Source organism: Chitinophaga sp. RAB17 (assembly GCF_052114225.1).
In the GTDB taxonomy this organism is placed as follows: Bacteria; Bacteroidota; Bacteroidia; order Chitinophagales; family Chitinophagaceae; genus Chitinophaga.
Genome location: NZ_JBFREI010000002.1, coordinates 938,151 through 962,095, shown reverse-complemented (window position 1 = coordinate 962,095; position 23,945 = coordinate 938,151). Strand labels below are relative to the sequence as shown.

Annotated in this window: 19 protein-coding genes; 2 read left to right on the top strand and 17 right to left on the bottom strand. The window is 44.8% G+C overall.

The genetic code is table 11. The features are described from left to right. Positions 1–62: 62 nt before the first annotated feature. Both AB4Z08_RS09945 and AB4Z08_RS09940 read right to left on the bottom strand, forming a co-directional pair. Entirely contained in the window at positions 63–1,040 is a 978-nt protein-coding gene (locus AB4Z08_RS09945; protein WP_441573579.1) for a hypothetical protein, read from the bottom strand. Between the two features lie 15 nt (positions 1,041–1,055). Next, positions 1,056–2,576, bottom strand: coding sequence for a hypothetical protein (locus AB4Z08_RS09940; protein WP_441573578.1), 1,521 nt, complete (start codon positions 2,574–2,576; stop codon positions 1,056–1,058). Positions 2,577–2,770: 194 nt separating this feature from the next. On the opposite strand from AB4Z08_RS09940, the gene AB4Z08_RS09935 reads away from it, so the two are divergent. Beyond that, positions 2,771–3,685, top strand: coding sequence for a TIGR01777 family oxidoreductase (locus tag AB4Z08_RS09935; RefSeq protein WP_441573577.1), 915 nt, complete (start codon positions 2,771–2,773; stop codon positions 3,683–3,685). On the opposite strand, the gene AB4Z08_RS09930 is transcribed toward AB4Z08_RS09935, so the two are convergent. The 7 genes from AB4Z08_RS09930 to AB4Z08_RS09900 form a co-directional block, all read right to left on the bottom strand. Continuing rightward, positions 3,675–4,919, bottom strand: a complete 1,245-nt coding sequence (locus AB4Z08_RS09930) for an anthranilate synthase component I family protein (protein WP_441573576.1) — start codon at positions 4,917–4,919, stop codon at positions 3,675–3,677. The genes AB4Z08_RS09935 and AB4Z08_RS09930 overlap by 11 nt on opposite strands. A gap of 73 nt (positions 4,920–4,992) precedes the next feature. Next, positions 4,993–5,445, bottom strand: coding sequence for a hypothetical protein (locus AB4Z08_RS09925; RefSeq protein ID WP_441573575.1), 453 nt, complete (start codon positions 5,443–5,445; stop codon positions 4,993–4,995). A gap of 94 nt (positions 5,446–5,539) precedes the next feature. Continuing rightward, positions 5,540–6,811, bottom strand: a complete 1,272-nt coding sequence (locus tag AB4Z08_RS09920) for an adenylosuccinate synthase (RefSeq protein ID WP_441573574.1) — start codon at positions 6,809–6,811, stop codon at positions 5,540–5,542. A gap of 197 nt (positions 6,812–7,008) precedes the next feature. After that, complete coding sequence (locus AB4Z08_RS09915; RefSeq protein ID WP_441573573.1) at positions 7,009–9,255, bottom strand: RelA/SpoT family protein; 2,247 nt, start codon at positions 9,253–9,255, stop codon at positions 7,009–7,011. A 149-nt stretch (positions 9,256–9,404) separates the two neighbouring features. Continuing rightward, positions 9,405–10,145 (bottom strand): response regulator transcription factor, encoded by a 741-nt coding sequence (locus tag AB4Z08_RS09910; protein WP_441573572.1) that lies wholly within the window; start codon positions 10,143–10,145, stop codon positions 9,405–9,407. 227 nt (positions 10,146–10,372) lie between these two features. Next, positions 10,373–11,827, bottom strand: a complete 1,455-nt coding sequence (locus AB4Z08_RS09905; RefSeq protein WP_441573571.1) for an alpha-L-fucosidase — start codon at positions 11,825–11,827, stop codon at positions 10,373–10,375. A gap of 2 nt (positions 11,828–11,829) precedes the next feature. Next, positions 11,830–14,409, bottom strand: coding sequence for a beta-mannosidase (locus AB4Z08_RS09900; protein ID WP_441573570.1), 2,580 nt, complete (start codon positions 14,407–14,409; stop codon positions 11,830–11,832). 54 nt (positions 14,410–14,463) lie between these two features. On the opposite strand from AB4Z08_RS09900, the gene AB4Z08_RS09895 reads away from it, so the two are divergent. Next, complete coding sequence (locus tag AB4Z08_RS09895) at positions 14,464–14,634, top strand: DUF6728 family protein (protein ID WP_441573569.1); 171 nt, start codon at positions 14,464–14,466, stop codon at positions 14,632–14,634. Here the strand turns inward: AB4Z08_RS09895 and lpxB are convergent. From lpxB to metG, 8 genes are all read right to left on the bottom strand, one after another. Further along, complete coding sequence (lpxB, locus tag AB4Z08_RS09890; protein WP_441573568.1) at positions 14,631–15,734, bottom strand: lipid-A-disaccharide synthase; 1,104 nt, start codon at positions 15,732–15,734, stop codon at positions 14,631–14,633. The two genes, AB4Z08_RS09895 and lpxB, sit on opposite strands and share 4 nt — an antisense overlap. An 18-nt stretch (positions 15,735–15,752) precedes the next feature. Beyond that, positions 15,753–16,058, bottom strand: coding sequence for a hypothetical protein (locus AB4Z08_RS09885; RefSeq protein ID WP_441573567.1), 306 nt, complete (start codon positions 16,056–16,058; stop codon positions 15,753–15,755). Positions 16,059–16,155: 97 nt separating this feature from the next. Next, positions 16,156–16,932, bottom strand: a complete 777-nt coding sequence (gene surE, locus AB4Z08_RS09880; RefSeq protein ID WP_441573566.1) for a 5'/3'-nucleotidase SurE — start codon at positions 16,930–16,932, stop codon at positions 16,156–16,158. A gap of 84 nt (positions 16,933–17,016) precedes the next feature. After that, on the bottom strand, positions 17,017–17,796 hold the full coding sequence (locus AB4Z08_RS09875; protein WP_441573565.1) for an ABC transporter permease: 780 nt from the start codon (positions 17,794–17,796) through the stop codon (positions 17,017–17,019). Next, positions 17,796–18,689: an ABC transporter ATP-binding protein gene (locus AB4Z08_RS09870; RefSeq protein ID WP_441573564.1), complete on the bottom strand. Its 894-nt coding sequence runs from the start codon at positions 18,687–18,689 to the stop codon at positions 17,796–17,798. The genes AB4Z08_RS09875 and AB4Z08_RS09870 overlap by 1 nt, the downstream gene beginning before the upstream one ends. Positions 18,690–18,786: 97 nt before the next feature. Beyond that, positions 18,787–21,189 (bottom strand): 3-hydroxyacyl-CoA dehydrogenase NAD-binding domain-containing protein, encoded by a 2,403-nt coding sequence (locus tag AB4Z08_RS09865; protein ID WP_441573563.1) that lies wholly within the window; start codon positions 21,187–21,189, stop codon positions 18,787–18,789. Positions 21,190–21,215: 26 nt separating this feature from the next. Next, positions 21,216–21,593: a four helix bundle protein gene (locus AB4Z08_RS09860; RefSeq protein WP_441573562.1), complete on the bottom strand. Its 378-nt coding sequence runs from the start codon at positions 21,591–21,593 to the stop codon at positions 21,216–21,218. A 179-nt stretch (positions 21,594–21,772) separates the two neighbouring features. Then, positions 21,773–23,911, bottom strand: a complete 2,139-nt coding sequence (gene metG / locus AB4Z08_RS09855; RefSeq protein WP_441573561.1) for a methionine--tRNA ligase — start codon at positions 23,909–23,911, stop codon at positions 21,773–21,775. Positions 23,912–23,945 lie beyond the last annotated feature (34 nt).

Genomic DNA, 23,945 nt, shown 5'->3' with positions numbered 1-23,945 from the left:
TTCCATTGCCGTTTGTCCCGATTTAACAAATTACTGGTAATCAGCCCCTTAAAATGGAGAAATCAGCTGAAATATTGCATTACGATAACATATGCCAGCGTAATGAAGTGGATAATGTTGGCAAAAGTATCGTTGGTGACCGACCAGAATACATTACCGGCAAACATGGAAACCGGCAATACAGCCAGCACCCAATACGCAGCGGAAAAGTGTACGTTGAAGAAAGGTACCAGCATGGCTACCACTACATATATAATCAATGCCGCCCATATCTTGCGGCCCTGTATTAACATTTTCTTAAGAGGACGCTGTAATAACAACCACCCAATTACAAAAAAGAGTAAACTGGCCACCATGGCGCCCCATACCTTATAATCTGTAATCATGGGCAACGATGCACCGATATTCGGGATCTTCCACAACAATGTCATCTGCCCGGTAAGGAACAAATAAGTTCCCATCAGGTAAAGCGGACATATTAACCCAAGCAACGCAATAATCCACTCCGCCAGCCTGAAAGCACGCATAATCAGCATACTCGCCAACAGCAAAAAGCAAAAAATAACAGAAGGGAAGTAAAACAACCCACTCACCCCCAGCGCAAAACCTATATTAAATACCACATCACGGGCCGAAGTACGTGTATACAACTCCGTTATGCTGGTAAATACCCACAACATAATCAGGTTCACCAGCAAAGCCGGGGAAAATACGTTCCAGCTTTGCAACATGGAAGTAAAAAGCAGGAAACACATCGCCGGCAAATACGTAGGCCGGGGAAACAACCGGTGATGATTGATTATACGGGTGAAGAGCAACGACTGCAGAAATAACATCAACACTGCCAGTGATGTAAAAAACAAAGGACTATTTCCCACCAAAGTGGTCATCCATTTCACCAGCAGGTGATACAAAAGCCCCTCCGATCCATCCGCCATATAGGTAGACGGATGAATCAGATAGTAAAACTTAACGAGCAGTGTATATATTAACAACAGCAATACCGTAAGAGGATTGCCTGAACGGAAAAATCTTATCACAATGCAAAGGTGTGATTAAAAGTCAATTTTAGCAAAGCAAATATAATTCCTGTAGATACATGGTATCACAACAGTACGACCGGAAATTTGTTTTCCATACCGGGGCATCCAGGTAAAACCCTTATCCAGGTTGCGCAAGGTAGGCATACGGTTAACTTTACCGCCCGGCGCCAGGCTTACATCCGTCAACATATAACTTCTTCTGTCCAGCTCATTATACAGGAAACGCAGTTCACTGCCTACGTTTACCATCAGGTAAGATAAATACAGATCTGCATTATCGTCATACTGGCTCTTGTGTACAAAGTTGTTCCATTGCATATTGCCTTCGTCATCAAAAGACAACACCACTACATTATCATAGTGATAACGCAGTCCCTGTGAATTGTTCCAGTAGTAAGGATTGTAATACATGGAAGAATACGGGGAATAGTAATAAGGGGCATACATACCACTGTATGGGCTGCCATACATGTAATTCCACCGGTTCCAGGGCTGGTAGCGGGAGGAAGTAGAGAAAGATTCCGCAGTGAGCAGGAAGCCTCCGTTGGCCGTATTAATGATCTTACGGATAAAGTAGTCATTAAAAGCAGCATTGGTACTGGATTCTCCGCGGGCATTTACTTTCAGGTCGTCCGGAAATACCTGCGATTTCTCATATACCGTTTTATAGTTGCCATAGTCGTACTTATACAGGTATAAGCCTTCTACGTTCCCTCTTTTCTGTTTATAATAAAAAGCAGTAACCAGTGCCGTATGCTTATTGTTATCAAGCTTCATTTTTACCTCGTCCAGCAGCTGCGCTTTGAATCCCATCGGGCTGGCTTCAAAACTATCTACCAGTGCGCGTTTAACCACCATACTGCCGCTCACCACATAATCCCGGTTAGAGGTACGTTCCAGCTTATTAAAGATCAGGTCACCGGTATTGGTAAGGTTAAAGTTGCTCAGGAACTGCTTTTTCTGCATTGGCAGAGAGAAGCGGCTATTGTTTACCAGGCTCATGGCGCTGTCATACAGGAAGGTATAAAACACGTTGTTGTCTTCCCGGTCCTGGTTGATCTTATACACCATGATGCGGTTCTTATCTTCCGATACTTCCACAGAATACACCTTATTCTCTTTGGAATAGATGCCAATGCGGGTAGAATCGATCAGGATCGGTGCATCACTGAAAGTAGCTTCCGGCGACATGGTAGCACAGAAGCTGTATACCGCGTCTTTACGCTGGAACTGGTAAATCATGAGCACCTTGTCAGGATAGGCTACAAAGTCCATACTGATCACCTTACGGGGCAGAAAGTCCAGTTTCACCCTGTTTTTCAGCTGCATCGTGTTATCATATACCGATACAACATAATCACCCCGGTCTGTTTTATACACGAGGATATTACCGGCTACCTTACCAATAATCTCAAACTCAGTGCTCTTGTAGTCATCTTTCTCCGGCTCTGAATAGGTGATTTTCTGTGCCATTGCTGCCGTGCCGGCGAAAAGCAGCAATAATACTAACTGTAGGCGGTATAGCGTATGCATGCGGTAATATAGATTTCAGATATGTATGATAAAGCAGATGGCACATTTGCATGCACCATTTTCAAACTTACATTAAAATTCAGAAATTAAGTTGTCAATTTAAAGCTGGTAAGTCCTGCCTTTACATAAATTCCAAAAGGCCCGATTTATTGTGTATTTTTATTAAATTATTTTAAAAAATCAGCTATTACTGAATGGAAACCGTTATTATAACCGGTGGAACAGGACTCATAGGGACGGCATTAACCCGGCTGCTGCTGGAACGCGGCTATAAAGTAATTATTCTTAGCAGGAGCCCGGAAACAGGCAGCAACAAGGCGGTAACATATGCCCCCTGGAACATTGAAACACAAACCATAGACAAAGCAGCCATTCAACAGGCAGATTATATAGTACACCTGGCAGGAGCCAATGTAGGCGATAAACGCTGGACAGCAGCCCGGAAACAGGAAATTATTGACAGTCGCACCAGGAGCAGTGAATTGCTGTTCACCGCACTGCAAACAATCCCCAACAAGATAAAGAAGGTAATAAGCGCCTCGGCTACAGGCTACTACGGAGAGTTTAAAGACCATGTGTTTACGGAAACAGACCGGGCGTATACCGATTACCTGGCCAGTACCACCCAAATATGGGAGCAAAGCATTTCAAAAATAACTGCATTAAATAAAAAGCTGGTCATCTTTCGCACAGGCATTGTCCTGAGCCGGGAAGGCGGCGCATTAAAAGAATTCTACAAACCGCTCCGGTTTGGATTTGCCACCGTGCTGGGTTCCGGAGAACAATTTGTACCCTGGATCCATATTCATGATATCGTAAGATTATACTTCAATGCGATCGTCAACGATAAGCTGGAAGGCATATATAACGCTGTAAGCCCTAACCCGGTGACTAACCGGGAACTGATCCTCAGTATGGCTAAAATAGTGAAAGGACGCAGCTTTATGACCACCTACGTGCCTGCCTTTGCGCTGAAAATGGCATTGGGAGAAATGAGCGTCGAAGTATTGAAGAGTGTAAAAGCTTCTGCAGACAAAATACAAAGAACCGGTTTCCAGTTTTCCTATCCCACCATCAACGAGGCGATGGAGCAGTTGTTCAGCCAGTAATGGTTTTTTCCATGGCAGCTGCTTTCAGTAAACATTCTTCCCATTCTTTTTCCGGGTCACTGTAAAAAGTGATAGCGGAGCCGGTCTGGAAGGAAAGATATTGATTAGCGGCATTATACAGCATGCTGCGGATCACCACATTAAAGTCGAAATCGCCGCTTGGCGTAATATAGCCTACTGCACCGGAATAAAGCCCCCGGCGGGTTTGTTCGTATTGCTCAATGAGCTGCATCACCCTCATTTTAGGTGCACCTGTCATAGAGCCCATGGGGAATGAGGTGCGCAATACTTCCGTAAAAGGCAGCTGTGGGGACAATTGCGCCGCCACAGTAGAGATCATGTGGTGTACATGCGCAAAAGAATAGATGCCAAAGAGTTCGGTCACTTTCACGGTACCCTGTAGTGCAGTATGGGATAAGTCGTTGCGTACCAGGTCTACCACCATTACATTTTCAGCGCGTTCCTTTGCATTGTGCAATAGTTGTTGCTGTAGTTGTAAGTCAATAGCGGGATCTGCATCCTTGCGGCTGGTGCCCTTAATCGGTTGTGAAATCACCGTATCCCCTTTTTTCTGCATGAAACGTTCGGGGCTGGAACAGGCCATGTAGCGATCATGCAGACGATAGTAGACCGCAAATGGTGCGGGCGACAATGCATTCAGCTTTGCAAATAAAGCCGGTGGATGAACACTCACCGCCTCCATGTAGTTTTCGCGGCAGAAATTAACTTCATAGCAATCGCCATGAAGAATATGCTGCTGCAGCTCTTTCACTGCGGCGATATAGCGTTGATGATCGAGGCGGCTGCGCAGCGGCTGCAGACCGGAGTTGCGGGCGGGTACCACGTCAACGGGCATACGTAAACAGGCCGTAAACACGGCGTAGGCGTCCTGTTCACTGAAGGCTTCTCCGCCAATATGTACCTGTCCTTTCCGGAGTTGCATAACTACCCGCGGCACAAAGAAACACATATCAGGAAAGCCGATACCGTCATAGTGCTGCGATTGCAGTCCCGGCACGGTCTCATTTTTGAGATCATATGCCAGGTGACCAAAAAGCCAGTCCTGATGTGTATGATAAAATGCCTGTAAAGCCGGGAAAGCATTTCCTGCACTTACTTCGAGGGTATGTAAGGCATCTGCGGCAAGTATGGCTTCGTATTGGTGCCAGGGAGAATCGTAGTTATTATTATCTAAAAAACAACAAATGTTGAACTGGTTTCCCCAATCCAACATTTGTTGCTTAAATATTTTCTGATTATCAACCGGAAAAGTGTGGAATATCCTGATAACAATCGCGTTTTAGTGCTTAAAAATCATCATCGTCATCATCAAAACGATCGTTGAACAGATCCATGTCTTTGAATTCATCATCGATGCCCAAATCATCGTCATCATCGGCTTTTTTAGTGCCGGTGGCAGGACGACCGCGTTTTCCTTTTGACTTAGGCATGTCAAATTCTTCAAAATCAGGATCATAGTCATCATCTTCACCTTTTTCCCAGGCGTCATCAGCATCATCTCCATCATCGTCAGCATCATCATCTCCATCCTCATCGTCATCTTTACGTTTGGATTTAGATGCGGGCTTATCTGATTTCTTTGAGGCAGATTTGGAAGGTTTCACATCTTCATCATCATCTTCCTCATCATCATCATCCACCTCTTTCTTAGGCTTGGCCGCAGCTTTAGGAGCGTCTTTTGCAGTCTTAGGAGAAGTAGTTTTTTTGGTCTCTTTCTCTTTATCAGATTTTGATTTCATAATAGGTTGCCTTATTTCTTTGCCGTAAAGTTTTAATAGTTTTTTTTATTCGCCAAATTTTTTTTGCCGTTTTTTTTCCTTACTTTTTTTCCTTTTACTTTTCTAGGATCTGATCGCGTCCGGGTCCGTTAGAAACGTATTTCACGGGCACACCCAAATAGCTATCCACTGCTGCAACAAACGCTTTCATCTCTGCTGGTAACTCGTTGAATTGCTTGCAGGTAGAAGTTTTGTCGCTCCATCCGTTAAATGTCTCCCAGACAGGTTTAATGTCCAGACCGTTTAACTGGAAGGGTAATTGTTTCGTTTGCTGACCATTTATTTCGTAAGCCGTACAAGCTAAAACTTCATCAAATTCATCCAGTACATCACTTTTGGTCATAACCAGCTGAGTAACACCACTCAGCATGCAGGTATAATTCAATGCCACCAGGTCAATCCAGCCACAGCGGCGTGGGCGACCAGTTACTGCGCCAAATTCATGACCTGCACTACGCAGTTTTTCACCGGTAGCATCATGCAGTTCTGTAGGGAAAGGTCCGCCACCAACACGGGTGCAATAAGCTTTGGTTACACCAATTACTTCTTTGATCCACTGCGGCGCAATACCTAAACCTGTACATACACCCGCAGAAATGGTATTGGAAGAAGTAACAAATGGATAAGTTCCAAAGTCAACATCCAGCATACTTCCCTGTGCACCTTCTGCCAATACTTTTTTACCGGCTTTCAGTTTTTCATTCAGGAAATATTCACCACTAACCACATTCATTTTCTGTAGGAATGGAATCGCATCAAAAAATTCAGCTTCCCAGTTGGCGATATCTTCTGTAAACTCATTTATATCATACTGACACAACAGTTGCAGGTGCTTCTGTTTCAGTTTTTCATACTGATCCTTAAAATCCGGTGATAATACATCTCCCACACGCAACCCGTTTCTACCGGTTTTATCCATGTAAGCCGGGCCAATACCTTTTAAAGTAGAGCCTATTTTATCATTACCTTTTGCTATTTCGGACGCTTTGTCCAGCGCACGATGCGTAGGAACAATAATATGCGTTTTTTCCGCTATAAACAGATTTTTTGTCAGATCCACACCCAGTGCTGAGATATCTTCACTTTCTTTTTTGAAAGCCACAGGATCCAGCACCACTCCGTTACCAATCAGATTAATGGTCTTTTCATGGAATACACCGGAAGGAATTGTACGTAATACTACTTTCTGTCCGTTTACATATAAAGTGTGACCAGCGTTCGGGCCACCCTGAAAACGGGCAATCACGTCGTACCTGCCGGCAAAATAGTCCACAATCTTACCCTTGCCTTCGTCGCCCCATTGCAGGCCTAACAAAACGTCTACCATAATGATTTAATTAATTATCGGAGGTTGTTGCTTTAAAAGAAGTCGCAAAATTAAGGCGAATATTAACAAATACAAATTTTGTCGGCTTTTAGCCATTAGCTGTTAGCTTTTAGTAAATGCAGCGAAGACGAAGTTATGTTAATCTTCGCTGCATTTACTAAAAGCTAACAGCTAATGGCCAAAAGCTAAAAGCTTCATCAGGATTCTTCCAGACGTTGTATAGATTGAATTCCTTCCAGCTTTTTAAGCCTTTCTACGAGTTCATCCAGCTCCTCCTTGTCGTGCACATATACTTTAATCAAACCCTCAAATAAGCCTTCTTTTGACTCAATACTAAGAGCAGAAATATTAATCTTCAATTCACCTGAGATAATATTGGTAATCTTGTGAATAACACCGACATCATCCATACCAATAATACGTAAACCAGTCAGGAAAGAAATTTCACGGTTCTTCACCCACTTGGTTTTCACCACCCTATGGCCATAATTAGCCAATAGCTGTGCGGCATTGGGGCAGTTGGTACGATGTATTTTCAGTCCTTCACTGGCCGTAATAAAGCCAAATACATCATCTCCGGGAATAGGACGGCAACAGTTGGCCAGTTTATAGGCAATCTTATCTGAGCTTTCTCCGAAAATAATCAGTTCCGCATCTTTTTTGGAAGGCAACTGATGCTTGATGTGCTCTTCCGGCACATGATCCGGCACCTTTACCGGTTTTGGGGGTTCCAGTTTATCGCCCAGTACACTGAACTGTTTCAGCTCCTTCAGGTCAATATTTTTGACAGCTACCTGGTAGTACAGGTCCAGCGGGGAAGGTTGTTTATAGAACTGAACCAGTTCATTGATATTATGCTGATTGATAGAAATATTCATGTGAGACAGCTTACGCTCCAACGCCGCTTTCCCGTCCATAGCCACTTTACGCTTTTCTTCCTTCAGCGCATCCTTGATCTTGGATTTGGCTTTGGCTGTCAGCACAAAATTCAGCCAGTCTTCCGAAGGCTTTTGTTTATTGGAGGTAATAATCTCTACCTGGTCTCCACTGCGCAGTTTATGGCTCAGCGGCACCAGTTTATAATTCACTTTGGCACCGATACATTTATTTCCCACTGCACTGTGGATAGAATAAGCAAAATCAAGTGCAGTAGAGTTTACCGGCAATATTTTCAAGTCCCCTTTGGGAGTATAAACATAGATTTCTTCTGTGAACAGGTTACTCTTGAAATCAGCCAGGAAGTCCAGTGTATTGGAATCCGGGTTGTTCAGTATTTCCCTGATCTGGGTAAACCACTGATCAAATTTTGATTCCTGCTGTGGAGACGCCCCACTACCTTCCTTATAGCGCCAGTGCGCTGCCACACCTTTTTCCGCATAATCATTCATGCGTTTGGAGCGGATCTGGACTTCCACCCATTTACCATTAGGCCCCATCACTGTTACGTGCAAAGCCTCATACCCGTTGGATTTGGGGTTACTGAGCCAGTCACGGGTCCTCTCGGGGCTGGGGTGATAAAAGTCTGTAATGATGGAATATACTTTCCAGCAATCTGCCTTTTCCTTGTCCAGTGCGGAGTCCAGGATAATACGGATAGCAAAAAGATCGTATACTTCTTCAAAGGCTACGCCTTTGGTTTTGATTTTATTATGAATAGAATGGATCGATTTCGGACGGCCATAGATCTCGAACTGGAACCCTTCTTCCTGCAATACTTCTTTAATAGGCTTGATAAACTCGTTAATATAGCGGGTACGCTCACGTTTGGTTTCCTTCAGCCGCCTGGCTATTTCCCGGTAGGTTTGCTGCTCGGTATATTTCATGGCCAGGTCTTCCATCTCAGATTTAATATTATATAATCCAAGACGGTGCGCCAGGGGCGCATAAATGAACACTGTTTCAGAAGCGATCTTCAGCTGTTTCTCCCGGCTCATACTGTCGAGGGTACGCATGTTATGCAACCGGTCGGCCAGTTTGATCAGTATTACCCTGGGATCATCTGCCAGGGTCAGTAATATTTTCTTGAAATTCTCTGCCTGTGCGGTACTGGTGCTGGAATCGATGACGGTAGATATTTTTGTCAGGCCGTCAACGATGTGCGCAATTTCGGTACCAAATTCGCGGGCAACATCTTCCAGGGTTACTTCTGTATCTTCCACGGTATCGTGCAGCAATGCACAGATAGCGGAGCGTACACCCAGCCCTATCTCTTCCACACAAATCTGTGCCACTGCCAGCGGATGCAGGATATAAGGTTCCCCGGATTTGCGCCGCATTTCCTTATGTGCATCAGCTGCCATTTCAAAAGCAGTACGTACCAGCTCCCTGTCGCCTTTTTTCAAACGGGGTTTTAATGCCCTTAATAAAGCACGGTAATGCCGAACGATCTCTTTCTTTTCCTGCTCTTCGTCTAAATTATATTTTTGTACTACCACTGTTTCCATTGGAATAAAGTTACGATTTAATATAATCTGAAAGAAAAGCGGGGAGCGAAAAAGCGGGGTTTGGTATAAATGTCCTGCCCTTTCCCGGCTATGACACCAGAAAAGGGCAGGAACGATGATTGTTTTAGGTTAGTTGTATGACTCGCAGGTCACGTAAGTGGAACACATATTTTAACAGGCAGTAATGTCTCGGGCACATTCAGCCGCAGTCCAACGTTGTAAACTGTTTCCAGTTCCACACGTGGCTCCAGTTTCAACTGTTTCCGGATGCGGCCAATAAACACGTCCATACTGCGACTGGCATAAAAATCTTCTTTTCCCCATACCCTTAGCAGTACTTCATCTTTTTGCACAATGATATTGGGACGGCTCAGGAAATACCGCAGCATCTTCGCTTCGATGGGCGACAGCTTACTTTTTACCAGCTTACTTTCTGTTTCATAAATTTTCAGCTTCCGGTAATGGTAGGTGTAGGTACCCAGGTTATGCCCGATCAGCAACTCCGTTCTGTTCGGACGGGTCCATTTCAGGATCACCTTGATCCTTTTTACCAGCTCTTCAAAACTGAAGGGTTTTATCATGTAGCCATCTCCTCCCAGTTGAAAGCCACTGATGCGGTCTTCTGGCTGGGTTCTTTCGGACGACAGGAAAAAAATGGGGGTCAGCATGGTGCTGTTCCGGATTTCTTTAGCCAGTTCAAATCCATTCATTTTTGGAATGACGATGTCAATCAGGCAAATATCATAGCGGTTCCTGACATAAAGATTCCAGGCATCCACGCCATCATAACAATGTTCTACATTATAGCCAGCCTGTTCCAGGTGCTGTTTTACTATGCCGCCAAAGGCTTTATCATCTTCAACAAGTAAGACTCTTGGGTTTCTGTTCATAAAGCTACCATTTGTGATATTCCCGATTGTGAACTCCCCATTTGTTACTAACAAACGGACTTTGCTTTCAACAGCAGCTACTTCTTTTCCGAAGTTTGATTTGCCGGGAAGCGTTTTGTTGCCTGCACTCATCAGCTAAAAAGCAGGATGAGTTTCACGCTCCGTCTATAAAACAAAAAAGAGATGGCCGCGGGTAAGCGACCATCTCTTTTTTTTATTTATCAACACTAATTCACATCAATTAACAGCTTTTCCACATTTGATATCTTTATAGCAACAGCATGCTGAAAGCCTTTCTGGCGAATAGATTCAGGCACCTGTACGGCCACTCCGGCAGCAGTAGTTTTCCACACCAGCTTATTGGTAGTTCCCAGTAACTGTAAGCGTGTTCCTTTAGCAGGCGTCAATCCTTTGAAGGTAATTACAGCCGGTAATTTTTCATTTTCATCCAACAGGTAGATCGCATACACACTACCATCTTTTTTACGGGTGAAACATACTTTACCATCTTTGTAAGGCGCTACTGCACGGGTGCCATAAATAGCGTCTCCATTAACATGCATCCAGGCTCCCATATTTTTCATGGTAGTATAAGCCGCCTCGTGCAACTCACCATCAGGGCCAGGAGCCACATTCAACAGGTAATTACCGCCTTTCGCTACAATGTCCACCAGGTTGTGGATCAGCGTATTCACTGATTTATACTTATCATCAGGTGCATACGACCAGGAGCTGCCCATAGTCATACAGGTTTCCCATGGATAGCTCAGTGGCTTTGCAGGAATTTCCTGTTCAGGGGTACGGTAATTTTCATACGGACCATGCACACTGCGGTCAACCACAATCAGTCCAGGCTGATGGCTGCGGGCCATGGTAGTAATTTTGCCCATGTCTATGTCCTGATCCTGTGGAGCTGTTTGACTCCAGGAAAGTGATTCTTTGGTCTGCTGTTTCAATGGACGTACCCAGCCTCCATCCAACCAAAGGATGTCCAGTTTTCCGTAGCCTGTCATCAGTTCTTCAATCTGGTTGTAGGTAAACTGCTTGAACTTGTCCCATTTTTCCGGATATTTCTTTATGTCATAATTCACATTTCTATCCTTAGGCGGGAAATAGCTCCACCAGTAGTATTCGGTGTGCCAATCGGGCTTGGAGAAATAAGCTCCTGCGTGAATACCTTCCTGCCGGAAAGCCTGGAAGACTTCCTTCGCCACATTGGCGCGTGGATTTTTGCTGAAAGCACCGTCTGCGGCGGTTATCTTATAATCTGTTTGTTTGGTATCAAACATGCAGAAACCATCATGGTGCTTGGTGGTAAATACCAGGTACTTCATACCGGCATCCTTTGCTGCTTTAGCCCATTTTTCGGGGTTAAAGTTCACCGGGTTAAATGATTTCCCCAGTGCTTCATACTTTTTCAGGTAGTCATAATAAGGAATCCCTGCCGGCTTACGCTGCGTCCAGCCTTCATCTTCCGGGCAAATGCTCCAGGATTCCACGGCACCCCATTGGGAATAAGGTCCCCAATGCATGATCATCCCAAATTTCCAGTCCTGCCATTCATCCAGCTTTTGTAAAACTGCCTGATCTGTTTCAGGTACATAGGGATGCTCTTCGCTTTGTGCTTTGCAGACATTGATGGCCATCCATGTACAGCCTAATACGATCCAGAATTTTTTCATTGTCAATGTTTATAAGACGATTCTAAAGTGGTTATCTTCAATGCCTGTTGAATTATTTCAGGCAGTTGCTTTGTTTGCAACCTGATTGTCCGGGTTTCTCCGGGCAACAGATCGAAATAGTTTTCTTCAAAATGTTCCGATGCCAACGCATTGTCCAGCGACAGGCAGATGTTCCTTGCCAGCTTATCTGTCTTCAAACGGATATAAACAGCCTCCCTGTCATTTCCTGCTTTGCTGGTCACTACCTCCAGATGTGGTGTTTCGAGATTCATCTCCTTCGCAGCAACAAAGTAAAAGATATTCCGCTCCATATCCTTATTGTCTATTCGCAGTTGTGTATAGAATATTATCGTTGTTGGTTTTTTTCCCTTCAAAATAGCAGCGGTATCGATCGCATGTACCTTGACACTGGCATTACTATTTAATACTATATCCTTCAATTCGTCCTTCCAGATAACTTTACCACTTAGATCCATTGCGGTCATCATCAGGCTCACTGCTCCCTGGTATTCATCGGTAACAATATAAGTACTTAATTGCCCTTTTTCAATAACATTGGATATCAGGCGGGGCTTAAAGGCCTCTTTTACATAGTACTGCAGGGCTTTCCAGCGCCCACTATACTCACGGCCCGACCAGGAAGCACCCGGCCAGCAATCATTCAACTGCCAGTAAAGGGTACCCATACAATAAGGCATCGCCCTGCGGTGCGCTTCTATGGCCATTTTCATCCCTTCGGCCTGTAATACCTGGCTCAGATATACAAAAGACGGGAAGTCTTTTGGCTCCCGGTAATAATGCAACATATAGGTCTTAATGGCGGTATTCCCTTTAGCAGGGCTCTTCTGATGCGATTGCATCACATTGGAAAAAATATCGTAGTCCTCTTTTGTCGCAAAGGTGCGAATGGTTTCCATAGATGGGAAGGACTGGAAACCATATTCGCTCATAAAGCGGGGAATATGTGTATTGAAAGCTTCAAACCATTCCATCCCATGCCATACGCCCCAGTAGTGGTTATCCCCTTTGGTAAAGTCCTCCACCCTGCCCCAGTTGCTGATAGGGGAAGAATGAAAGTAGAAGGCGCCCGGCTGATAAGTAGCCACCTGCTGCGGTAATATCTCTTTAAATAATTTATCATACCCTCTCAACAGGCTTTGCCACTGCGTATTCGTATAGGCGTAACCGCTTTCCCAGCCCCAGTTTTTAATCGCCACACCTACTTCATTGTTACCACACCACAAGGCCAGGGCAGCGTGATTGCGCAGACGCCTGATATTATCTGCTGCTTCCTGTTGCACATTTTCCAGGAAAGCGGGATCGGAGGGATAGAGGGTACAAGCAAACATAAAGTCCTGCCACACCAATATACCCTTCTGATCTGCCAGCTGATAAAAAATGTCATCTTCATAAATACCACCACCCCAAACACGCACCATATTGAAGTTGGACTCCACCATGTCCTGGAACAGTTTACGCTGTTTCGCTGCGGTTACCCTTGGCAGAAAGTTATCCTGTGGAATATAATTGGCGCCTTTCATGAACACCGGGCGCCCGTTCACTTTCACATAAAATGATTCTCCCAGGCTATCGGGCTTATTCACTACTTCAATCGTACGCAGTCCCACACTATTTTTACTGGTGGTGATTGTTCTTTTACTGCTTTGCAAGTTGGCCTGCAGCTCATACAGGAAAGCATCTCCCATGCCCGCGGGCCACCACAGGATTGGCTTATTAATAACGAATGGCACCTTTAGTACATTGATACCCGCCTGCAGGCTAACCGGCTTTTTTGCCAGTTCAGGCAGTAATCCATGCGGATTTTTTCCCTGCAACTGCAGCGTGTACTCCCCTGCCACAGCGGCTTCTATGGTTACTTCCGCCTGCATATCTGCCTGTGCGGAATCCAGCTTTACCTGTTGCCAGTATACATCACGGATCGTTGCCTTGTTCCAGCTATGCAGGTATACCGGACGCCAGATACCGGAAGTAACCAGGCGCGGTCCCCAATCCCATCCATAATGGTAGGGCGCTTTACGGGCATATATGCTTAATGGAATATCGCTGGCATCATTACCAGCGGGATAGATAATACTGTCCTGCAAAAATTTGGGCATATCCGTTTTAACCGGACTTTTAAACAGGATACGTAATTCGTTGTCACCCGCTACCAGCCATTCTTTCACATTCACGATATGTGATACAAACATGTTGGCAGACTGTAATATCAAATGGTTGTTGAGGTATACATCTGCATAAGTATCCAAACCTTTGAACTCCAGTTCCACCACATCAAAGTTCAGGTCCGCTTTTTTCAGCTTCCACTTTTTGCGGTATTGCCAGTCCTTCTTATCCACCCATTGCACGGCCTTTTCATTGGTCCCCACAAAAGGATCAGGAATTAATTTCAATGCCAGCAAATCGGTATGTACGGTACCCGGCAGGGTGGCAGGTCGCCAGATACCTTCATCTGCACGGGAAAATTCCCATCCCGATGCCATTGGATTGTTCGCGTTGTCCTGCGCTGCTAAGTTGGTTAAAATGGTCAAAAACAAACAAGCAGTTAACAGTATATATTTCATGATTCTTATTTTTCAGAAGAACCAAAAATAGTACTGATTTACGATCTTTGAGAAATGAAAAGTATCTGGCAACAAATATTGAGGTATCTCTACATAGGCAAAAAGGATCCCAATGCACCAAAAACACGCTACGTGGCAATGATGCATGGGATGAACAGAATATCGTTATTACTTTTTTTAGTGGCGATCATTATTATGATCATCAAGCTAATCAGGAGACACTAAGCGATGGCATATTCATAGATCACTTCGGCAGCGCGGCGGGAAGCATCCTTTTCTCCCAGCTTATGCCATAGTTCTGCGTAATCTTTCATGACGCGGCTTCTGGCGGCTTCGTCCTTCAGTAAAGCGGTTAGTTCCTTCAGTAAATTTTCTTCGGTGAGGTCATGCTGAATGAGTTCTTTCACCACCAGCTTATCCATCACCAGGTTTACCAGTGAGATGTATTTTACTTTGATCAGACGTTTTGCGAAGAAATAGGAAATGGGATTTCCTTTATAGCACACTACTTCAGGTACTCCAAACAAAGCAGTTTCCAGTGTGGCCGTGCCGGAAGTTACCAGGGCTGCTTTCGCCTGACGCAGTAAATTATACGTTTGCCCTTTTACCATTGACACATTAGGGTGCTCTCCGGTCAGGGCTTCCAGGAAATGATCATCCAGGCTTGGCGCCTGTGCCACTACAAACTGGTAGTCCGGAAAGTGTTTCGCCATGGTGAGCATGATAGGTAATTTCACACTCACTTCCTGTTTACGGCTGCCAGGCAATACGGCGATCACCGGCTTGTCTGACAACGGAGCATCGGCAGGTTGTTCTTTGGCAGCTTTAATTACTTCCACCAAAGGATGTCCCACATATTCTACTTCATAATTCCATTTGTGATAAAAGGCTTTTTCAAAAGGAAGAATACAGAGCATTTTGTCTACGCTCTGTTTCAGCTTCTTTACACGGTTTTCTTTCCAGGCCCATACCTGCGGAGAAATATAATAGACAATTTTAAAACCTTGTTGTTTACCCCACTCTGCGATGCGCATGTTAAAACCAGGGTAATCTACCAGCACCAACACATCGGGTTTGAATGCTGCAATATCTTTTTTACAGATATCTATATTACGCAAAATGGTACGGAGATTCATTACTACTTCCACGAAACCCATAAAAGCCAATTCTTTGTAATGCTTTACCACATGGGCTCCGGCAGCTTCCATCAAGTCACCACCCCAACTGCGTATATCCGCAGACGTATCCAGCTGCCTTAATTGTTTTACAAGATTACTGCCATGCAAATCACCTGACGCCTCTCCTGCAATAATGTAATATTTCAAATTCGTGTAGATTAAAAATTATCTGATCAGTTTAAGCAGCAAAATGCCGATCGCATACAGCATGGTCATCAGGAAAATACCTTTGGCGGTAATGTCCAGCCGTTTTCTTGTATACAGGAAAAATACCAGCCCGTTCAGTAACAGGCAAATGCTGGTGAGCTTGGGAATCATCTGCCGGTTATCTTTTAAGATACCCAGAAATTGTCCCAGCCCCACGTCATTATGCTGTAACCTGATTACAAAAAAATAGTACAGGAAAAACGCGGCAAGGGGAGTTAAAAACCCCAGTAAAATCCCAAATGGAAGATTGTCTTTTTTTAACATACTGATGATAGCGTTTAGCTGTTAGCGCTTAGCTTTTAGTTTATCATTTGCCGGAAAGCGCTTGCTTTTAACTTTTTGCTTTCTGTTTTTTGCATGATCACAGGTCTTTCCAATCCGCTTCCAGCTTCTTTTTTAACGAATAATTAGTCAGGTCAAACTGTACCGGCACAATAGATGCGTAATTATTATCCAATGCCCATACATCTGTATCTTCTCCGGTATCGCGGTTCTTAAATTCACCGGTTAACCAGTAGTATTTTTTTCCATGCGGATCACGGCGTTCATCAAACTCCTCTACCCATTTAGCGTCTGCCTGCCGGCTGATTTTCAACCCCTTAAATTCCTGTTCGCTCACAATCGGGATGTTCACATTAAACAGGGTGCCCGGCGGCAAATCAGATTCCAGCATACGCCTGGTCACCTGGTATGCTACTTTCTTTGGTAAGGTAAAATCTGCATCATAGCTATATTCCAGGAAGGAAAAGCCTACAGAAGGAATGCCTTCAATAGCTGCTTCCATAGCCGCCGACATCGTTCCGGAATAAATAACGTTGATCGAATGATTGGCGCCATGGTTAATCCCACTGACACAAATATCCGGCTTACCGTGCAGGATTTTATCGCGGGCCAGCTTCACACAATCTACCGGTGTTCCGGAGCATTGCCACGCTTCTATGCCTTCAAAAATATCTACCTGGTTCAAACGCAAAGGAGTACCAATGGTAATCGCATGCCCTTTGCCCGACTGCGGACTATCCGGCGCTACTACCACCACTTTTCCCAATGGCTTCACTGCCTCTATCAATGCACGTATGCCCGGTGCGGTGATTCCATCATCATTCGTTACCAATATTACACGTTCCTTTGTAGCCATAATTCACATTTTTGCTTTGCACAACAAATTTAAGCTCTCTCCCAAACATTTCGCTTTAAAAGAATGTGAAATATATGGATATTTCTACAGATCGGATTTTAATACTTTCCTGAAAACCAGGTAGATGCCTAATGTGATATAAGCTATCATAGCAGTTACATACACATACGTATCATACTGGAATACGTAAGGCATTACCTTCCCAAGCAATGGAAAGGGCAGCAGTTCGTCTCCACTTTGCAGGGGTAACAACCCTCCAACAGGGCCTACATATCTTTTAACGAAAAAAGATAACAGCTGGTCTAACATCATGTTATATGCAATAAACAGCACGATACCCAGTCCGGCGCGCTTTACCAGCACCCCTATCAACAGCGCAATAGTCAGCATCACATTGAGTTGCAGGAAGTAATACAGCATATACTCATACCCTTCGAAAGTAAAGGGCGCATCACCATAGATCATTCCTATCAGCAGACTGCTTACAGTAGCCACCAACAGGGTAGTCAAAGAAATGGCTACCAGCCAGAATAATTTGGCATATACAAATTCTTTTCTTTCCCAACCATCAATTACATTTTGCCTGTTGGTACGGTAAGTATATTCATTGGTAACCAGGATGATCAGCAGCAAACCAAATAAAAGGGAGATATAACTATTCATAGATGCCATGGTGAGCCATACATTCGGGAAACTGAACGGATTTCCTATCAGTTTACCCAGCTGTTTGAAGTTCAGGTCACTGAACTTATCTGCTACCATGAAATTGCCGGCAGGAATAACGATGAGTGCCAACAGCAGCATTACCCAGAATGTACGGTAGTTCTTTACTTTCAGCCATTCGGTATATATAATTTGTTTCATCAGGCAGGGATATTAGTGATTTCCAGGAATGCAGTTTCAAGACTTTTCTTACGGAGTTGCAGGTGATTCAGCCAGATGCCCTGTTTGGCACAGTAGCCGTTGATGGCTGCCGCATCCGGGGAAACGGTAAAGGATGCTTTTATAATGCCGCCGGTAATTTCAGCACCTGTACAACCGGGATATTGCAGCAGCGCAGTCCGTAAGGCACTGTTATCTGCGGCTGATAACTCCACATAATCGTTGCGGCTGATCACCTCATTCACGGCACCAGACAACAGTAATTTTCCGGACCTGATGATGGCCACATGTGTACATACTTTCTCTACCTCGTCCAACAGGTGGCTCGCGAGGATAATTGTTTTACCGGTATCCGCCAGCTTTCTCACCAGGCTTCGTACCTCCGCAATACCGGAGGGGTCTAGTCCATTCGTAGGTTCATCCAGGATCAATACTTCCGGATCTCCCAGCAGTACTGCAGCAATGGCCAGCCGTTGCTTCATACCCAGTGAATACGTTTTAAATGCAGAATGCTGGCGTTGGGTAAGACCGCAGATCTCCAGTACGCGGGCGATATCATCTTTTCCCCGCTGTTTGATAGCAGCGGAAATTTCCAGGTTTTTATATCCGCTGAGATAATGATAGAAGTTGGGCGTTTCCAGCAAAGTGCCTATCTGCCGGCGTTCCCGGGCAGTAGGTGTTTTATCAAATAAAGTAAAACTGCCGGTATCGGCTTTAAGCACATCGGTCACAATGCCCAGCAAGGTAGTTTTACCGCTGCCGTTAGGCCCCAGCACACCAAAGACACTGCCTGTTGGTACTTCAAAGGAAACACCCGACAAGGCCTGTACTGTTCCGTATTTTTTGGAAATGTTTTGTAAGGATAGAATTGGCACGGGAAATAATATAAAAGTGTAGAATAAAAAGGGAAATGCAGCGAATGATCTTATGGCTAATCTTCACTACATTTCCCATAAATTAAAATAACAGTTTTTAGTTTCGTACAGGCTTGCCTGTTTTGATAACACTCTGTAAACGCTCCAGTGTTTTGCGTTCACCGCAGAGACTCAGGAAGGCTTCGCGTTCCAGGTCCAGCAGGTATTGTTCGCTTACATAGGAAGCTTCTGTGAGATCTCCTCCACACATGACATATGCCAGTTTATTAGCTACTTTCTGGTCGTGCTCTGAAATATAGTTACCAAACTTCATGGCGTAAACGCCTGCCAGTAAGGCACCCAGTGCACCGCGACCCATTACTTTGATATCTGTTCTCTCTACCGGACGGGTGTATCCTTCATCGGCCAGCGCTATTACACTGCGTTTCGCATCTGCAATGAGGCGGCTGAGATTCATGGTTATTTCATCATGTCCTTTGCGAAGTACGCCCATATCAAATCCTTCGAAACCGGAGGTAGCTACTTTTGCAGTAGCAACGGTCATGAAGTAATCTTTCAGTGGCTCTTCCTCGATACGTCCTTCTTTATATTCCAGGCTGGCGCGGAGCGTCATTTCTTTGGTTCCACCACCGCCAGGAATCAGACCTACCCCCAGTTCCACCAGTCCAATATAAGTTTCGGCTGCAGCCTGTACTTTATCTGCATGTAAACACATTTCGCAACCGCCGCCCAGGGTCAATGCATGCGGCGCTACTACCACCGGTATAGAGGAATAACGTAAACGCATGGTGCTGCGCTGGAACAGGCGCACCGCCATATCCAGTTCATCAAATTCCTGTTCTGCCGCCAGCATGAAGATCATGCCTACATTGGCGCCGGCAGAAAAGTTGGTGCCTTCATTTCCAACTACCAGGCCGCGGAAGTCTTTCTCTGCGCGGTCTATCGCCTTATTCAATCCTTCCAGCACTTCACCGCCGATAGTATTCATTTTTGTTTTCCAGTCGAAACAAACTACGCCATCTCCGATATCAATCAGGCTGCAGGCGCTGTTTTTCCATACCACATTATTGGAGAAATTTTCCAGGATGATGAATTGTCCTTCACCAGGCAAGGTTTTGTAAGCCTGGCTGGCTACATCGTAGTAAAATTTCTTACCGTTATCTACTTTGTAGAAGGTTTTGATACCCTTACCCAGCATATCTTTCACCCATTGGGCTACTGTTAATCCTTTTTCTTCTATCAACTTTACGGATGCTTCCACGCCCAGCAGATCCCAGGTTTCGAATGGACCAATCTCCCAGCCAAAGCCGGCTTTCATGGCGTCATCTACCTTATAAAGATCATCAGCTATTTCCGGGATGCGGTGTGATACATAGGAAAGCAGGTAAGCATGAAATTGTTTATAAAACTCTCCTGCTTTATCTGTGGCGGCGTTCAGTATTTTAATACGTTGCTTCAGGTCTTCCACTGGTTTAGCGGCATCGATGCTGGCAAACTTCGCTCTTTGCTTAGGCCCGTATTCCATGGTTTGCAGGTTCAGGGTAAGGATTTCCTTACTGCCGCCTTCACCTTTTGTTTTCTTATAAAAGCCTTGTCCTGTTTTATCTCCCAGCCAGTTGTTTTCCACTACTTTCTGCAGGAAATCCGGTATTTTAAATATGCCGATAGCTTCATCCTGCGGACAGTTATCCATTACGCCCTTGGCTACTTTCACGAGGGTATCTATCCCTACCACATCTGCGGTACGGAAGGTGGCTGATTTAGGTCGTCCTATTACCGGTCCGGTGAGAGCGTCTATTTCATCAATTCCCAATCCCATTTCCTGCATGATGTGGAAAATGGCCATGATAGAAAACACGCCTACCCTGTTGGCGATAAATGCCGGGGTATCTTTACACAATACAGTTGTTTTACCGAGGTAAAGGTCACCGTAGTGCATGAGGAAATCTATGATAGCGGGATCTGTATGTGGAGTAGGTATTATTTCGAGTAAACGGAGGTAGCGGGGAGGGTTGAAGAAGTGGGTACCGCAGAAGTGTTTTTGAAAATCTGCACTGCGGCCTTCTGTCATCAGGTGAATGGGGATGCCGGAAGTGTTGGAGGTGATGAGGGTACCGGGTTTACGGAATTGTTCCACCTGTTCAAATACAATCTTCTTTACATCCAGGTTTTCCACTACTACCTCGATGATCCAGTCTACATCTGCCACACGCTTCATATCATCGGTGAAGTTGCCTGTTTTGATGCGTTTGATCACATCTTTGGTAAAAACGGGCGATGGATTAGATTTAATGGCGGCCTGCAGGGCATCATTCACGATCCGGTTCTTCACAGCGGGATGGTCCAGTGCGAGGTTTTTCTTTTTTTCCGCGTCATTCAGTTCTTTGGGCGCTATGTCCAGCAGCAAAACCTGTACGCCAATGCCTGCGAAATGACAGGCAATCCTTGATCCCATTACTCCCGAGCCTAAAACGGCTACTTTGTTGATGTGTCTCGTCATAGCTTTTAGCTTTTAGCTGTTAGCAGTTAGTCTTTAGCGGAGCTTACAGCGGTTGTCAGTTTACTGATCATTGAATTTAGCATTTTTTGGACTTCAATCAGCAGAGGGAGGATGATTTCTGAAATACTTTTTTGGAGGGAAGGGTAAATTTGGCTCGAGATTAACAATTGGGTTTCCATTTCAAAGGAGGAACCGATGGCCATTAGCAGGAATCTTTTGAAGTGTTTGTCTGTCGGTTGAGCAGCCCCCTCGGCAATATTACTGGGAAGTGAAACTGCAGCTCTCCTGAGTTGGCTTATCAAACCGAATTTCTCTTCTGAAGGAAATAGTTTTGTGAGATCATAAATTTTTAGGGAGAGATCAAATGATTTCTGCCAAATAATCAGGTTTCTGAAGTTCCTCATTGGGTTAATGGTTATTGGGTTAACATCTACATCATAACATGATAAATATAAAAATAAAGCCGGTACAAAATGTACCGGCCTACTATAATGCTTACATTAAAATCTATCTGCCTCAAAAAACAAACTGCACCATCCCTCTTCGCTTGCTAACAGCCAATGGCTAAAAGCTAAAAGCTGTCTCAGTTTACTCCGCTGCCTGGTTTTACCGCTTCGGCGGGGTTTACAAAAATCAGCTTCCCGTTATCTTCGGCCATGAGGATCATTCCCTGGCTTTCGATACCGCGCATTTTGCGGGGGGCCAGGTTGGCTACCAGGGTTACCTGTTTGCCGATGATCTCTTCTGGTGAAAAGTGCATGGCGATACCGGATACGACGGTACGTTGTTCAGTACCAATGTCTACCAGCAGTTTTAATAATTTATCTGCTTTCGCAACTTTTTCCGCTTGTAAGATGGTGCCTACGCGCAGGTCCAGTTTGGCGAAATCATCGTATTGGATTTCTGGTTTGGCAGGAGCAGGTGGCGCTTCTTCCACTGCCGGAGCTGCAGCGGCGGCAGCTTCCATGGCCAATTTCAAGCCGTCATGAAGTTTCTGTACCTGTGCAGTAACCTGGTCGTCTTCTATCTTTTTGAATAGCAGTTCTGGTTCGCGGAGTGAGTAACCAACATTTACTAACTTTTGGCTACCCGCATTATCCCATTCCAGCATACGATCCACTACTTTCAGCATATGACAGATCTTCCTGGAGGTAAAAGGCAGGAACGGATGCGAGAAGATGGCCAGGTTGGCTGTCATCTGCAAAGCAATATGCAGACAGATGTCTATACGGGCACGTAAATACGCCTCACTTTTCCCTTCATACTTCTGATGCTTTTCGCTCCAGGTTCCGTTCTTCAGGTTTTCAAGTACAGTGGCCAGTATCCATGGTTCATTCTGCTGCAGATATATATTTCCTTTGCGGGAAAACTCAATAACTTCAGACAGTGCTTCCCGGAAGCGGTAATTCTCTATGCTGTTCTCTATCTTCTCTTTCGCCAGTCCGAATTCTTTCAGGATATCACGATCAGCATCTTCTATAAATTCCTCATGCAGTGGTGGTACTTTTCCTCCGCATAATTTATGCATCAATACCATCGCCCTGTTCACAAAGTTGCCAAAAACGGCTACCAGTTCACTGTTATTCCTATCCTGGAAATCTTTCCAGGTAAAGTCATTATCCTTGGTTTCAGGAGCAGTAGCGCAGAGTACATAACGCAGTACATCCTGCTGATCAGGGAAATCCTGGATATAATCATTTACCCATACTGCCCAGTTACGGGAAGTGGATACTTTTTCACCTTCAATATTCAGGAACTCGTTGGCAGGCACATTATCCGGCACTACAAAACCACCGTGCGCTTTCAGCATGGCAGGGAAAATAATACAGTGGAACACGATGTTGTCCTTACCGATAAAATGTACCAGTTTGGTATCGTCTTTACACCAGTAGTCCGCCCAGTTTTCGGTGAGTTCTTTGGTAGCAGAAATATAACCAATTGGCGCATCGAACCATACGTAGAGCACTTTTCCTTCTGCATCCGGTAATGGTACTTTGATACCCCAGTTGCTGTCACGTGTCATGGCGCGGCTCTGTAATCCGCTATCCAGCCAGCTTTTACACTGACCGTACACGTTGTTTTTCCACTCTTTATGACCATCGATAATATATTCCTTCAGCCATGGTTCATAGTTCTGCAGCGGCATGTACCAGTGTTTGGTGGTTTTCTTCACCAATGGTGCATTGCTCAGGGCAGAGTGAGGGTTGATCAGTTCGTCCGGGCTCAGGGTTCTGCCACAGCGTTCGCATTGATCGCCATAGGCTTTATCGTTACCGCAGTTGGGACAGGTACCTACAATATATCTGTCGGCCAGGAACATTTCTTTTTCCGGATCAAAATATTGCTCACTTTCTTTTTCTTCAAACAGGCCATCGTTATACATCTTCAGGAAAAAATCCTGGGAAGTTTTGTGATGAATAGGATCACTGGTACGGGCAAATATGTCGAAAGAGATGCCCATGGCGGCAAAGCTATCACCTATGATTTTGTGGTATTTGTCTACTACATCCTGCGGGCTCACACCTTCCTTCATCGCTTTGATGGTGATAGGTACACCATGTTCATCAGTTCCGCAAACAAATTTTACATCAGCCTTTCTGGAGCGTAAATAACGCACGTAAATATCTGCAGGCAGGTAGCAGCCGGCAAGGTGACCTATATGCACCGGGCCATTGGCATACGGTAATGCCGCAGTTATTAAATATCTATTAAATTTTGCCATATTCTCTTAACGAATGCTTAAATAAACTTTAAAT